We start from the raw sequence: 13760 nt of genomic DNA, 5'->3' as shown, positions 1-13760 counted from the left end.
ATGCTAGCTTATTTACAACTAATGCGACTCGATCGTCCAATTGGCTCATTGCTATTATTATGGCCAACATTTTGGGCTATTTGGCTTGCGACCCATTATCCTCCGGTTTATATCATTGTTGTATTTACTTTAGGGGTACTGGTCATGCGTTCAGCTGGATGTGTTGTGAATGATTACGCTGATAGGCATTTGGATGGTCATGTTGATCGTACTAAGGATCGTCCATTGGCACGCGGGGCATTAACTGAAAAAAATGCATTGTGGACGCTATTAATACTGTTAGTTGTAGCATTAGGTCTTTTGTTAATCTTAAACAAATTATCATGGTTTATAGCCTGCTTAGCATTGTTAACGGCAATGGTTTATCCTTTTATGAAACGTTACACCCATTTTCCTCAAGTTATCTTAGGTATTGCCTTTAGTTGGAGCATTCCGATGGCGTATGCAGCAACAGTAGAACAATTCCCATTAACGTGTTGGTTACTTTGTGTTGCAAATATTTGTTGGACAGTTGCTTATGATACGGAGTATGCCATGGTTGATCGTAATGACGATGTAAAAATTGGCATTAAGTCTACAGCCATTTTATTTGGTCACTATGACAAGCTAATTATTGGAATGCTACAGGCAATTACGCTTATTAGCTTATTGGCTATAGGTAAAATCAATCAGTTATCTGCTTTTTATTATTTTGGTCTATTATTGACGGTATTGCTGTTTATTTATCAACAATGGTTAATTAAAGATCGTGACAGAACAAATTGTTTTAAAGCTTTTATGAATAATAATTATGTCGGTTTGGTTGTATTTATTGGGATATTTGCGGCATAAATATTTATTAAAAGTAATGTTGTTATCGATTTTACTTCAAAATGAGTAATAAAATAAATAATTCCAATAAGATAAGAACTTAGTGAAAGTAATGATATCTATCTAACGTCATTTATCTAATTATTTTTTCATTGTGTATTGATTTCTTTATTAAAAAGACCAGAATTAATTTCAATCCTGTTTCTTTTTTAATAAGTTTGATTCAAATGGTATACAATATTGGCAGATAGAATAAGTAGTATGAACAAATCCTAATATAGGCATAAATATTTTAGATTGAATAATATTAGCCATTCTAAACTTGAGTATAGTTAATCATAAAAACTATTATGATATAACAATAAAATTTTAATTTATCGAACTTGATAGAAATTAAAAAAAGATATCAATAGGTAATATTATTCACTTTTCAATTCATTTTGGTTTTAATTTAATCTTGTTCAGCTAAGGTTGCTTGCACAATCCGCAGTGCATCAAAGGTTTCTTTAACATCATGAACACGAATAATCTGTGCACCTTGCATAGCTGCAATTACAGCACAAGATACACTACCAATCATACGTTCTTGAGGTGGCACATTTAATACTTGTCCTATCATTGATTTACGTGACATACCAACTAATAACGGTAAACCGAAATGGTGAAAATTTTTTAATTTAGCCAATAATCGATAGTTGTGTTGTAGAGTTTTACCAAAACCAACACCAAAACCTGGATCGAGTATGATTTTTTGACGTTCTATTCCAGCATTTATACAACGGTTAATATGTTGAGTAAAAAATTGATCCACTTCTTGATATATGTCTTGCTGATAATGTGGTGCATTTTGCATGGTTTTAGGATCACCTTGCATATGCATAATACAGACTGGTAATTGTGTTTTTGCTGCCGCTTCGATGGCTCCAGGTTCGGTTAGCGCTCGAATATCATTAATTAAGTGGGCTCCCGCTTTTGCAGATTCAGTGATTACTTGTGGTTTAGATGTATCTACTGAAATCCAAACATCAAAATAACGAGCAATTTTTTCAACCAAAGGTATAACTCGATCCAATTCTTCCTCAACAGATACTTCAGCCGCTCCAAGGCGAGTCGATTCTCCTCCAACATCAATGAATGAGGCACCAGCTTGAATCATACTGTCAACTCGCCGCATAGCATCATCAAGATTATTGTAATTGCCCCCATCAGAAAATGAATCAGGTGTCATATTAACAATGCCCATTACTTGTGGAAATGAAAGGTCCATTATCTGATTTTGAAATCGAATTTCCATAATTGTGCCTTATTTAATTGAATCTTGATAATTATTTTTTAATCTATAGCGTTATAAAATCTTTAACTATGAAAAACGCGCCGTAGCGCGTTATGTTTATATCTTATGAGCAAATTAACTTTCTGGTTGAGGTGGGGTTGTACTACCCTCATTTGGAATTTTGTTTGCTGCTTTTTCATCACCTTCTGTCCAATCATCTGGGACAGAAACTGGACGGCGTGCAATTAAATCTGCAACTTGTTTTGAACCAATAGTTTCATATTTCATTAATGCATCTTTCATTGCATGAAGTACATCAATATTATCAGTTAATATTTGGCGAGCTCGTTGGTAATTACGATCGATTATCGCTTTGACTTCTTCATCAATGATTCGAGCTGTTTCATCTGAAATATCTTTAGGACGCCCATAGGCTGAATTTTCATCCATTTCATAAAATAATGGTCCTAAACGCTCAGAAAAGCCCCATTGTGTGACCATTGCCCTCGCATACTGAGTTGCAACTTTAATATCATTTGATGCGCCTGTCGATACTTTATCTGTACCGTAGATTAACTCTTCTGCAAGTCGACCACCATAAAGTGTTGCAATATCGCCCTCTAATTTTTCTCGACTTTCACTTACTCGGTCACCTTCTGGTAAAAAGAAAGTCACACCTAAGGCGCGTCCACGAGGAATAATGGTCACTTTGTGGATTGGATCGTGATCAGGCATTAAATAGCCAATAATCGCATGTCCAGCTTCGTGATAAGCCGTTGAGACAAGTTGTTCTTGGGTCATGGTTAATGAACGTCTTTCTGTACCCATATTGATTTTGTCTTTGGCTTCTTCAAATTCATCCATGGTTACAAGACGTTTATTACGTCGAGCAGCAAATAAAGCAGCTTCATTAACTAAATTGGCTAGTTCTGCACCTGAATAACCTGGTGTACCTCGCGCTAATACCGATAAATCAACATCAGACCCTAGTGGAATTTTACGCACATGTACGGCTAAAATTTGTTCGCGTCCTTTCATGTCAGGTAAACCAATTTGTACTTGTCGGTCAAAACGACCAGGACGGAGTAAAGCTGGATCAAGTATATCCACTCGGTTAGTTGCAGCAATAATGATAATGCCACTATTGGTTTCAAACCCATCCATTTCAACCAACATTTGGTTTAATGTTTGTTCTCGTTCATCGTGGCCACCCATTGAACCTGCACCACGTTTGCGTCCAACGGCATCGATTTCGTCGATAAAAATAATACAAGGAGCGTGTTTACGAGCTTGATCAAAGAGATCTCTTACACGGGATGCTCCTACACCGACAAACATTTCAACAAAATCAGAACCTGAAATACTGAAGAATGGTACATTGGCTTCGCCAGCTATCGCTTTTGCCAGTAAGGTTTTACCTGTACCAGGAGGCCCAACCATTAGAATTCCTTTTGGAATTCGCCCCCCTAATTTTTGATATTTACCAGGATCACGTAAGAAATCAACTACTTCAGTTACCTCTTGCTTAGCTTCTTCGCTGCCAGCAACATCAGTGAATTTGGTTTTGACCTGATCGGGTGTTAACATGCGGGCTTTACTTTTGCCGATCGCCATCGGCCCACCTTTACCGCCCCCATTCATTTGGCGAATGACAAAAAACCAAAGACCAATAAATACTGCCATTGGAAACCAAGAAATTAATACATTGGCTAATAAGCTTGGTCTTTCATCAGGTTGGCCATATACTGCAACTTTATTGAGCACCAAATCATCCATTAACTTATCATCATAATAAGGGATATAGGTAACATAATTTTCATTACCGTTGGTTGTAGCAGTAATCTCACGTCCATTGATATGCACTTCTTTGAGCTTTTTGTTGGCAATATCAGAATTAAATTGAGTATAATTAACTTGAGGGAGACCATTAGATATAGCGCTAAATTGGTTAAATACAGCGATTAACACTATAGCAATTACTCCCCAAATCAGTAAATTCTTTACCATGTCGTTCAAAAGAAAAACCTCTCATAAAAATAATAGTTACGACCAAAATTAACGAAGTATGGTACTACAAATTTATTAAACTGGCTACTTCATACCCATTGCAACAATATAAACTTCTCGAGATCTTGCACGAGAAGCTTCAGGTTTACGAATTTTGACTGTTTTAAACATAGCGCGTACTTGTTTTAAATATTCTTCAAATCCTTCTCCTTGAAAGACTTTCACGATGAAATTGCCATTATGTGCAAGCACATCTCTACACATATCAAGTGCAAGTTCAACTAAGTACATTGCTCTCGGTATATCAACAGCTGGTTGACCACTCATATTTGGAGCCATATCAGACATAACAACTTGGACTTTTTCTTCTCCAACTCGTTCTAATAATGCTTTCAAAACGAGTTCATCTCTAAAGTCACCCTGTAAAAAATCAACACCAACGATAGGATCCATAGGAAGTAAATCACATGCAATAATGCGCCCTTTATTACCAATCAATGAGGCAACATATTGTGACCAACCACCGGGCGCTGCACCTAAATCAACTACAGTAATACCTGGTTTGAATAATTTATCACTTTTTTGAATTTCTTCTAATTTAAACCATGCTCTTGAGCGTAGTCCTTTTTTTTGTGCCTGTTGCACAAAGCGGTCATTAAAATGTTCATTGAGCCAACGCGTTGAACTTGCTGAGCGTTTTTTGTTACTCACAGATAATAAATCCTTAGTATAAGATGGTTACTTCAATTGATTACTCATATATATAAGGGTAAAATAACCAAATTACAACTTAATGTGATAAAAAATTAATGAATTTATCGAATAAACAAAAACAGTATTTAAAAAGTGAAGCTCATCACCTTAAACCTATTGTGATGATTGGTGCTAATGGATTTACCGAGGGCGTTTTAGCCGAAATTGAAAATGCCCTGAATTTCCATGAATTAATCAAAATTAAGATATCTGCAGAAGACCGTGAAACTAAAAAGTTAATTTGTGAAGCCATTATTCGCGAAACAGATGCGCTAGCTGTTCAACAAGTTGGATCGATTTTCACTATTTTTAGACCAAGTGAAGAGAAGAAAATCTCATTACCTAAATAATTGTAACAGGGCGTGTAAGCCCTGTACATTTTTTAATTTAAATATATTCAACTTTAACAATATCAAATTCGACATCACCGCCAGGTGTTTTTATTTGTACTGTATCACCATCTTCTTTGCCTATTAGTCCTCTTGCAATCGGAGAGTTGACCGAAATAAGATTTTGTCTATAATCAGCTTCATCATCACCAACGATTCGATAGGTGGTTTCTTCATCCGTATCTACATTTATTACTGTAACCGTTGCACCGAAAATTATTCTTCCAGTATTTTTCACTTTAGTAATGTCGATAATTTGCGCTTGTGATAATTTACCTTCGATTTCTTGAATACGCCCTTCGCAAAAACCTTGTTGTTCTCTTGCTGCATGATATTCGGCATTTTCTTTTAAATCCCCGTGTGCTCTAGCTTCGGCAATGGCGGCTGTAATTTGCGGTCGTTTAACGTTTTTCAGCTCTTCCAATTCCGCACGTAATAATTCTGCTCCCTTTACCGTCATTGGGATTTGTTTCATCTCTGTTTCTCCCGTTTTACTTTTTAACAAATAAAAAATAGCAAGCCTACCTCTTTATATACAGTAGAAAAGTTATTTATTTTATTTTAAATACACTCATTTTTATATATTAACTTTAAAACTGACTTAATCACAAATCATTTGTATCGAAATCAGATGCTATTTTGATTAAAATGAGGTATCGTAATGTAATTATTAAATAATTTATTTTAGTGATTAGTCTATTTATGCGACGATTAAAACTTTTTATAATTATTTTATCGACAATTGTTTGTTTTTTGATTTTTTTACCTTATTTTTTTCTACAGACTTCATTTGGCGCAAAATTAGCCAGTCAACAATTGTCAAAATTAAGTTCTTATACTATATCAATTGATAATATGCATCATTCATTTGCAAATTTATATGAATTATCATTTGATAATGTAATTATTAGTGATGAAAAACAGGAAATAGTTAGAATTCCTAAATTAGTTATTGGATTAGATAAAAATAATCTTTGGCAATTGAACCATTTTAAGTATATTACTGTTATAAATGGTGTAATTAATTATGATCCAGATATTAAGCATGATAATTTTACAGCAGATACGTTAAAACTCATTGATTCTACCGTTAATACCTCCTTTAATAATGGGCAAATAAATTTATCTTTTCAACAATTAAATGGTGGTATTAAACCATTTAGTTCATCCGGTGATGGAAAGTATCAGTTTGATCTGACTTCACAATATGTTTCCCTTAACCAGCTACCAATGAATAAAGTTCTTATTCAAGGATTTCATCGCGATAATATTACATCTATTACTAATTTAGGTGGGAATTTTGATAAAGGCTTTTTTGTGAGTAAATTAAAAATATTATCAGATAATAGTTTGGATATTGATCAATTAAAAGTAAGCAATATTCATTTCCAAACAACGGATGATAATTATTTTGATGAATATTTATCAGCATTACCAAAATTAACGCTTCGCCAGTTGTCTATTTTTGAAAGCAGTATACAGTTGCCGTCTTTAATTATTGATAAAGGTAATCTTGAAACAGCTAACCTACGATATGATGATCGATGGCATGTTGAGGATGGTTCTATTATTTTTAATGCTGATAGTGTTGTCTGGCATAATAATACGTTTTCATCCGTATTGCTTCAATTAGCTTTAAATGATCAACAGGTAGATATCCAAAAAGCAATGGCAACTTGGAATAATGGCAATGTGAATTTTTCGGGTATATGGAAGAATAACTCATTATATTTAAGTAAGTTATTATTAGCGGGCGTTGATTGTAAAATAACCGAAAAATTAGAGCAATTTTTATTGCCAGACATTTTTAGTCAAGTTGTAATCAATGAATTAACAGTGTTACCAAGCATGTTAATTAATACTAATCGAACTTATCCATTTACTTTAATTAATTTCGAAGTTTCTGGCTCTGATGTAATTTTAGTCAAAGATAAAAAATTGGGCTTATATTTTGGAACTTTATTTTTAAAAGCCGAAAAAGGTTCGATTAATGGGATCGATGTTAACTATCCTGATCTGGTAGTAAAATTTGATCCACAGTATAATACCTTATTGAATTTTAGTTCATTAGTAAGTGGTGGAATGGTTGAGGCTGTTGCCAAAGTTAATCCATTGCAAACTGAGTTTTTATCATTGCACATCTCAGCATACGGTATAAGCAGTTTACTTCTTGACGAATGGAAGTTAGTTAAAGAACCCCCTAACGCTTTCAATTATAATGCCGATTTACATGGCGACATTTCACCATTTGGTTTATCTGGTACATTTTTAACAAATGGTAATGAGTTTATTGTTAACCCACAACATTGATTTTAAAAAAAGCAATCTTATATAATTTGTAACAAACTATTTTATTGGTTGTATCAATTTTAATATCAAACTGGCTTTGATAATAAAATTACATGAGGTGGTGATGGAGTTAGTAAGATTAGATAAATGGCTGTGGGCTGCAAGGTTTTATAAAACCCGTTCTTTAGCCAGAGAAATGATTGATGGTGGTAAAGTTCACTACAATGGGCAACGTGCTAAACCAAGTAAAATTGTTGAAGTTGGGGCAATGTTGACACTTCGTCAGGGTTCTGAACAAAAAACGATTCAAATTTTGGCTATTAGCAGTCAAAGAAGAACTGCCGCTGAAGCCCAATTTCTTTATCGAGAAACTCTCGATAGTATTGCTAAGCGCGATAAAATGGCAGAAGCACGCAAGCTTAATGCATTAACTATGCCGCATCCTAATAGAAGACCAGATAAAAAAGAGCGACGAAATTTGCTTAAATTTAAATATGATAGACAAAAAGGTGACAACAACTAATATGGATACTCTAAATCGATTTTTATTTGATAATCATCCTATTCGCGGTGAAATTACCCATCTTGAACAGACATACCAAGCTATTTTAGATAATCATAATTATCCAATAGCAGTACAAAAGTTATTAGGCGAATTATTAGTTGCAACCAGCTTATTAACTGCCACTTTAAAATTTGAAGGTGATATTGCTGTACAATTACAGGGTGATGGACCTCTCACTTTAGCTGTAGTTAATGGTAATAATCAGCAAGAGTTGCGTGGTGTTGCTCGAATTAATAGTAGTATCGCTGATAATGCTTCACTTAAAGATATGGTAGGTAATGGCTATATAGTTATCACAATTACACCTAAAAATGGCGAACGCTATCAAGGCATAGTTGGTTTGGAAAAAGATTCATTAATAGGCTGTATAGAAAACTATTTTATGCAGTCAGAACAGTTACCAACTAGGCTGTTTGTTAAAACAGGTTTATTTGAGGGTAAGTTAATGGCTTCAGGAATTTTACTGCAAGTTTTACCTAGTAATGAAAATGCAACCGATTCATTTGAGCATCTTAGCGCTTTGACTGAAACAATTACTAGTGATGAGTTATTTGGGCTATCAACTGATGAAATTTTATATCGTCTTTACAATCAAGAAGAAGTTAGGCTTTTTGAAACTCATAATATTATTTTTAAATGTGGATGCTCTCGTCAACGTTGTGAAGATAGTTTAATGACTTTACCCGCTAACGAAATTGATGAAATTCTAAATGAAGATGATGGAAAGATTGATATTCATTGTGATTATTGTGGAAAGCATTACATCTTTGATGCAATTGATATCACTCAAATGAGAAATAAACAAAATCCTCAATACCATTAATATTTCATTTAAAAGAACCACTAAAATTTATGAAATTTTAGTGGTTAAGGGAAATATAGGGAAATTAAACCCATATTTAATGTATCAAAGTTATGTAAATATACCAGTCTTTTTTGTTTATTTAGATGATATTTTTGTAAATCATCTTTACAAATAAATTTTTAGTTAAGTATCTTAAAACAAGGTATTAATTTGAAAATTTTTCACAAAAGTTAATACTTTATTATTTAATAGGCTATTATATTTATCGCCAATTATTAAAAGTTATTCAAAGCTGATACCTTTGTTCTTTATCAATAAAAAGTGACAAGTTTTAACTATTTCTTCTTATCTATAGTGATATTTTCAACAATTGCGTGTTGGTTACTGATTTTGCATTTTATATTAAATTGATAAAGTGTCAGTCCATATTCTCGTTGCTCAATATTATTTTGTTTATATGCAGGTCTTGGATCTTGAGAAATAACCTGCGTAATTAATTCTGTAAGGTGTGGGTAAGTTGATAGGTGTGAAGTTAGAATCAATTGCGCTTGCGGTGAAAATTCAACTGTGATTTTTCTCTCTGGTTCTGATTGAGCATAACCAGCAATAGCTGTAGGATAACTATCACAATAAGGTAAGTAAGGTTTAATATCGATAATTGGCGTGCCATCAACTAAATCAATACTGCCTAATTTCAAAATAATTTGCTTATTTTTAATGACAATATCTTTTAATTCGACCGCTGAAAGTCCAATATGATTGGGGCGAAAAGGTGATCTGGTGGCAAATACACCTAATGTTTTATTACCGCCTAAGCGCGGTGGACGCACAGCTAAACGCCACTTTTCTGGCTCAATATGATGAAACTGAAATAATAGCCATAAATGTGAAAATTGTTCTAATCCTTTAACACTAACAGGATTATTATATGGTGCTAATAGATGAAGTTCGCCTTGGCCTGCGGTAACTAAATTGGGTTGTCGAGGGACCGCAAATTTTTCGCTGTAGGGGGAGTGAATAATACCGATAGGTTTGATTTGATATGTCATTATTTAAGATTTTTATTCATTGATGGCAAAATTTAAATAGTTTTATTGATTCTTTATTATCTTTCCGCTGATTTATTGGTCAGCGGAAAGATATTTATAGTTGATAATTCATAAATCATTACCAACCGCGAATTGCACCGCCATTGAAAATTTGATCGGCTTTTTGTGCTACTGCATCGGTTTGATAGGCTTTAACAAAGTTTTTGACGTTCTCATTATCTTTGTCAGCTTCTCGGGCTACAATAATATTAACATAAGGTGATTCTTTATCTTCAACAAATATACCATCTTTGCTTGGTGTTAAATTTGCTTGTCCTGCAAAGGCATTATTGATAATAGCAAGATCAATCTGTGCATCATCTAATGAACGCGGTAGCATTGGTGCTTCAAGCTCAACAATTTTGTAATTATAAGGATTACTTGTGATATCAAGAACGGTTGGTAGTAAACCTTTGGTTTCATCAACAGTAATCATTCCTTCGTGTTGTAGTAAGAGTAATGCACGACCTAAATTGGTTGGATCATTTGGAATAGCAATAGTTGAATTAGCAGCAATAAAGAAAGTTTCACCACGAGGTGAAGTTACTTTTACACCTTCACCTGTTTCAGTTGTGTTATCAATTGGTTTTAATTTATGGGAATAGCTAGCAATAGGGTAAACAAATGAGTTACCGACAACAGCGAGTTTATAGCCGCGTTCTTTTATTTGTTCATCTAAATAAGGTTTATGTTGAAAAGCATTAATATCGATTAAGCCATCATTTAATGCTTGGTTTGGTGTAACATAATCATTAAAAATAACCAGTTCAACATCTAGGTTATAAAGATCTTTGGCTTGTTGCTTAACAACTTCTGCAACTTCTTGTTCAGGACCAGAAATCACACCTACTTTAACCATGCTAACTTTAGTCGGTTCTTCTGATTTATTATCTGAAACTGTTGATTGCTTATTATCGCAACCAGTTAAAAAAAATGAACTTACCAATGTGGTAATAAGTGCTAACTTTTTAATAGACATAAATTCCTCCAAAATTAGTGATGCGTAACGCGTTTGACAATCCTATTGCCGATAAATTGTATAATAAAAACAATAACAATTAATATAATTAAAACCGTATTCATTATAGCAGGCTTATAGCCATTGTAACCATATTGAATCGCAAGTTGACCTAAACCACCGGCACCAACGGCTCCAGCCATAGCAATATATCCAGTAAGAGTAATTAATGTGATTGTCATGCTGTTGACTATTACCGGTAATGATTCAGGTAATAGAACTTTATATATAATTTGTAATGGGGTTGCGCCCATTGAGCGAGCCGCCTCAATTAGTCCTTTAGGTACATCCAATAACGCATTTTCAATCATACGTGCAATTAATGGAGAAACACCAATACTTAATGGAACCACCGCTGCTTGTTTACCGATAAAAGTTCCCATTAAAATTGTAGTAAATGGAATAATCCAAACAATTAATATAATAAAAGGTATGGAACGAAACACATTAGTAATAAATGAAAGCGTGCTATTGGCTGTATAACAATCTAAAATTTGTCCTTTACGGGTGGTATAAAGTAATATACCAATAGGTAAACCTATTACTGCCCCCCAAAAACCGGACAGAATAACCATATATAATGTTTCATCGGTTGCTTGTGCCATTTTGAATAGCATAGCTTCATTAAATCCATTAAATGAAGAACAAAATGCCACAAAGTTTGCCCAAAAGTCGTGTCCTGCTAAATATCTAAATAATGACTCAAAAGGCTTAAATGATGGAATAAAATTAAACATAGCCAAGCACCTCTACTTTAGTGTTATTTTTTTCTAAAAATTGAATTGCTGATGCTGTGCTTTTGGGGTTTCCTCTTATTTCAGCTAACATTAATCCGAATTTAACACCTCCTGCATAATCCATTTGTGCACTAATAATATTGCTATCAATATCAAACTCTTTAGAAATTTGTGATAATAACGGTAAATCAACTGAAACACCGGTAAACTCAAAACTAACCAAAGGATTAAGTCCTTCTTTATATTCAGACGATAGTTTTACTAAATAATCTTCAGGAATATTAAGGTGTAAAGTTGATTGAATAAATTGACGCGCAATATCTGTTTTTGCATGTGAAAACATTTCTCCGACCGATGATTGCTCAACTAATTCTCCATTACTAATAACGGCAACTTGGTCACAAATTTGTTTAACAACATCCATCTCGTGGGTAATTAATAAAATGGTTAAACCTAATTTTTGGTTGATATCTTTTAATAATGCCAAAATAGAACGCGTTGTTTCAGGGTCAAGTGCACTGGTTGCTTCATCACACAATAAAACTTTGGGATCACTAGCTAACGCTCTTGCTATAGCAACACGTTGCTTTTGACCACCCGATAAATTAGCTGGATAGGCATTAGTCTTTTCAGTTAATCCAACTAAATCAATAAGTTCACTAACTTTTTGTTTAATTATGGCTTTAGGTGTTTTATTCAGCTCAAGGGGAAATGCAATATTATCAAATACTGTGCGTGAAGAAAGCAGATTGAAATGCTGAAAAATCATGCTAATTTTTCGACGTACTTCTATAAGCTTACGATTTGATAAATGAGTTATCTCTTGATTATCAAAAAATATTTTACCACTGGTCGGTCTTTCTAAAAGATTGACACAGCGAATAAGCGTGCTTTTTCCTGCACCCGACTTACCAATAACACCATAAATTTTTCCTTTGGGTACATGAATTGTAATGTCCTTTAATGCATGAATTGGCGAATTATTATGTTCAAATATTTTCGAAATATGTTGTAGTTGTATCATAATATATAAAGACAATGTGTGAATAGGTGAATATTAAGACGTCTAGACATCTAAGTCAATCAATAATATGCTATGTAAATTCGCGGAATATCTAAGCAAAAGGGAAAAAAGTTAACATGAAACCAGCTATTTTTTTAGATCGAGATGGAACCATTAATATTGATTATAATTATGTGCATACAATTGATAAATTTCATTTTATTGATGGTGTCATTGATGCAATGCAAGAACTGAAAAAAATGGGCTTTTTATTGGTTATTACAACTAACCAATCTGGGATTGCAAGAAATAAATTCACAGAAGAACAATTTAATGTCCTAACAGAATGGATGGATTGGTCATTACAAGATCGAGGTGTAGATTTAGACGGTATCTATTATTGTCCGCATGATCCTTTATTAGATACATGTGAATGTCGAAAACCAAATCCGGGTATGATTCAAACTGCAGCTAAAGAGCTAAACATAGATATCACTAATTCATATATGGTTGGTGATAGAATTTCTGACTTATTATCAGGTAAACGTGCTGGTGTTAAAAAAACAGTACTAGTAAAGACTGGGGATATAGTTACGGATGAAGCATTAGCTCAAGCTGATTGGGTCATCGACAGCTTAGCGGATTTACCAAAAAAGATAAAAGCAGAATCTTAGATTAGTGATTATTTGAATGCAGCATTTAGAATGAATGCTGCATACTTTATATATTAATTTAATCATTACTGATTCTTTTAGTGATAGGCAATATAGTTTATACAAGTAAATAAAAACAGCGATTTGATATAAAATGTCTAGTTTTAGTATGCTTTGAATGCATTTAGACCAAAAAAAACACAAACAGAAAAAAAATAGCAATAAACACTTGCAGTAAAATTTAAAGTGCCTATAATGCGCATCCACTGACACGGCGTCAGCGACAAGCAGACGAAAAAGGTGTGAGTGAGCAAGGTCAAAAATTTTGAAAAAAGATCTTGACGAATAAAAAGGTGTAGCGTAGTATACG

Annotated in this window: 14 protein-coding genes; 6 read left to right on the top strand and 8 right to left on the bottom strand. The window is 33.6% G+C overall.

All coding sequences use genetic code 11. From position 1 onward, the window contains the following. Nucleotides 1-831 (top strand): 4-hydroxybenzoate octaprenyltransferase, encoded by an 831-nt coding sequence (gene ubiA, locus H3S73_RS09650; RefSeq protein WP_198227155.1) that lies wholly within the window; start codon nt 1-3, stop codon nt 829-831. Between the two features lie 430 nt (nt 832-1261). Here the strand turns inward: ubiA and folP are convergent, their stop codons facing one another. The 3 genes from folP to rlmE form a co-directional block, all read right to left on the bottom strand. Next, nucleotides 1262-2104, bottom strand: coding sequence for a dihydropteroate synthase (gene folP, locus H3S73_RS09645; protein WP_198236525.1), 843 nt, complete (start codon nt 2102-2104; stop codon nt 1262-1264). 114 nt (nt 2105-2218) lie between these two features. Then, nucleotides 2219-4099, bottom strand: a complete 1881-nt coding sequence (gene ftsH / locus H3S73_RS09640; protein WP_216355798.1) for an ATP-dependent zinc metalloprotease FtsH — start codon at nt 4097-4099, stop codon at nt 2219-2221. 75 nt (nt 4100-4174) lie between these two features. Next, nucleotides 4175-4801, bottom strand: coding sequence for a 23S rRNA (uridine(2552)-2'-O)-methyltransferase RlmE (gene rlmE, locus H3S73_RS09635; protein ID WP_086327270.1), 627 nt, complete (start codon nt 4799-4801; stop codon nt 4175-4177). 98 nt (nt 4802-4899) lie between these two features. On the opposite strand from rlmE, the gene yhbY reads away from it, so the two are divergent. Further along, a complete protein-coding gene (gene yhbY, locus H3S73_RS09630) occupies nt 4900-5193 on the top strand; it encodes a ribosome assembly RNA-binding protein YhbY (RefSeq protein WP_065737947.1) in 294 nt (97 codons plus the stop codon). Nucleotides 5194-5230: 37 nt separating this feature from the next. Here the strand turns inward: yhbY and greA are convergent, their stop codons facing one another. Next, a complete protein-coding gene (gene greA, locus H3S73_RS09625; RefSeq protein WP_065559646.1) occupies nt 5231-5707 on the bottom strand; it encodes a transcription elongation factor GreA in 477 nt (158 codons plus the stop codon). Nucleotides 5708-5934: 227 nt separating this feature from the next. Between greA and H3S73_RS09620 the strand changes: the two genes are divergently transcribed. The 3 genes from H3S73_RS09620 (at nt 5935) to hslO (ending at nt 8909) form a co-directional block, all read left to right on the top strand. Continuing rightward, nucleotides 5935-7542: a hypothetical protein gene (locus H3S73_RS09620; protein ID WP_198227151.1), complete on the top strand. Its 1608-nt coding sequence runs from the start codon at nt 5935-5937 to the stop codon at nt 7540-7542. 103 nt (nt 7543-7645) lie between these two features. Then, entirely contained in the window at nt 7646-8044 is a 399-nt protein-coding gene (gene hslR / locus H3S73_RS09615) for a ribosome-associated heat shock protein Hsp15 (RefSeq protein ID WP_198227149.1), read from the top strand. Then, nucleotides 8016-8909: an Hsp33 family molecular chaperone HslO gene (gene hslO, locus H3S73_RS09610; RefSeq protein ID WP_370528572.1), complete on the top strand. Its 894-nt coding sequence runs from the start codon at nt 8016-8018 to the stop codon at nt 8907-8909. Before hslR ends, hslO begins: the two co-directional genes overlap by 29 nt. A 317-nt stretch (nt 8910-9226) precedes the next feature. Here hslO and tsaA read toward each other — a convergent pair whose 3' ends face one another. From tsaA to metN, 4 genes are all read right to left on the bottom strand, one after another. Then, entirely contained in the window at nt 9227-9943 is a 717-nt protein-coding gene (gene tsaA / locus H3S73_RS09605) for a tRNA (N6-threonylcarbamoyladenosine(37)-N6)-methyltransferase TrmO (protein WP_198227463.1), read from the bottom strand. Nucleotides 9944-10058: 115 nt separating this feature from the next. Further along, a complete protein-coding gene (locus tag H3S73_RS09600; protein WP_198236526.1) occupies nt 10059-10958 on the bottom strand; it encodes a MetQ/NlpA family ABC transporter substrate-binding protein in 900 nt (299 codons plus the stop codon). Nucleotides 10959-10972: 14 nt separating this feature from the next. Next, nucleotides 10973-11614 carry a methionine ABC transporter permease MetI gene (locus tag H3S73_RS09595; protein WP_198227461.1) on the bottom strand — a complete coding sequence of 214 codons (642 nt, stop codon included), beginning with the start codon at nt 11612-11614 and terminating at the stop codon, nt 10973-10975. A gap of 112 nt (nt 11615-11726) precedes the next feature. Continuing rightward, nucleotides 11727-12758 (bottom strand): methionine ABC transporter ATP-binding protein MetN, encoded by a 1032-nt coding sequence (gene metN, locus H3S73_RS09590; RefSeq protein WP_198227143.1) that lies wholly within the window; start codon nt 12756-12758, stop codon nt 11727-11729. A 116-nt stretch (nt 12759-12874) separates the two neighbouring features. Between metN and gmhB the strand changes: the two genes are divergently transcribed. Beyond that, on the top strand, nt 12875-13411 hold the full coding sequence (gmhB, locus tag H3S73_RS09585; protein ID WP_198227141.1) for a D-glycero-beta-D-manno-heptose 1,7-bisphosphate 7-phosphatase: 537 nt from the start codon (nt 12875-12877) through the stop codon (nt 13409-13411). Nucleotides 13412-13760 lie beyond the last annotated feature (349 nt).

Source organism: Gilliamella sp. B14384G12 (assembly GCF_016101825.1).
GTDB lineage: Bacteria > Pseudomonadota > Gammaproteobacteria > Enterobacterales > Orbaceae > Gilliamella > Gilliamella apicola_N.
This window is presented reverse-complemented; position numbering and strand designations above follow the sequence as displayed.